General features: G+C 50.9%; 1 protein-coding gene. It reads right to left on the bottom strand.

Going from position 1 to position 1,244, the window contains the following annotated elements:
- Positions 1–160: 160 nt before the first annotated feature.
- On the bottom strand, positions 161–1,244 hold a 1,084-nt coding region (locus AT710_09850), incomplete at its 5' end, for a diaminopimelate decarboxylase (GenBank protein KUO89637.1).

Consider the following 1,244-nt stretch of genomic DNA (forward strand, 5'->3'; position numbering starts at 1 on the left):
ATAAGGGAAAGCATGGGTCACGTGTTTCAAAATATGGTGGCGAGGGGCGATGAGGCGATCACCGCGATTAAGGCATTATTTAGATACGATGTATCAAGCATACTGGAGAAGCTCCTCCCTAAACAGGAATCAATAATTAAATACCTATATTAACTTACCTTTATGTTTTATTAATTGCATCGGCAACTAGATCAGGAATAATGCTTCCCCTAATTAATTCCCATAATTCCTCCCTGCGACGCGCCAATGCATGCCTCCCCCCACTAATCACTGCCTCAGCTGGTCGAGGCCTCGCATTGTAGTTACTGCTCATGGAGTATACATAGGCGCCCGCGTTAAGCACCATCAGTAAATCGCCCTCCCGAGGCATCGGCAAATCCCTATCCACGGCTATTCTATCCGTGTTTTCACATATGGGTCCAGTCACATCCGCCCTAATTAATTCCCCGCCCTCCCCGCAATTCATTATTGCGTGATAAGACCCGTACAGGGCCGGCCTTATCAATACATTCATGCCTGCATCCACCCCAACATAGATCCTGCTCCCCTTTCTCTTCGCCTCCGTGACCCTCAGCAATAAGTAACCAGCATCGCCAACCAGGTACCTGCCGGGCTCAATAATTAATCCATCGCCGAACATTTGCCGCAGCTCGCCCAGCCTCCCCAAATCAAGGGGCGCCTCGCCCGGCCTATATGGTATTCCAAACCCTCCCCCAACATCATAGTACCTTATCTCTGCCCCGGTTCTCCTCATTATCTCATCGGCTTGCTCCCTCAACATTCTTCCTATTCTAATGAAGTAATCGGCATCCAGCACATTGCTCCCCATCATCATGTGGATCCCGAATTCCCGTGCCCCCGCCTCAATCGCTGCCTGGTACGCCTTAACCGCGTCCTCCAGGAACATGCCGAACTTGCTTTCCTCCCCGCTCAAAGTGACTCCCCGCGTCTCTCCCCTGCCGTAACCCACGTCAAGCCTAAAGAAGACTAATCCAGGCCTGTACCCCAGGTTAATGGCTCGCCTGAATGCGTTAAGCGAATCAAAATTAAAAATAACCCCGTTCCTCAACCCATATAGTATATCATCATTTGAGAGGAAGTTACCCGTGAACATTATGTCACCGCCGGCGTACCCAGCAACGTGGGCAAGCATTATTTCGCCCGGGGATGATGCATCAATGCCGGCCCCGAGGCCTCGAAGAAGCGCAAGTATGGCTAGGTTCCCATTAGCCTTAACGGCGTAA

The organism is Thermocladium sp. ECH_B (assembly GCA_001516585.1).
GTDB lineage: Archaea > Thermoproteota > Thermoprotei > Thermoproteales > Thermocladiaceae > Thermocladium.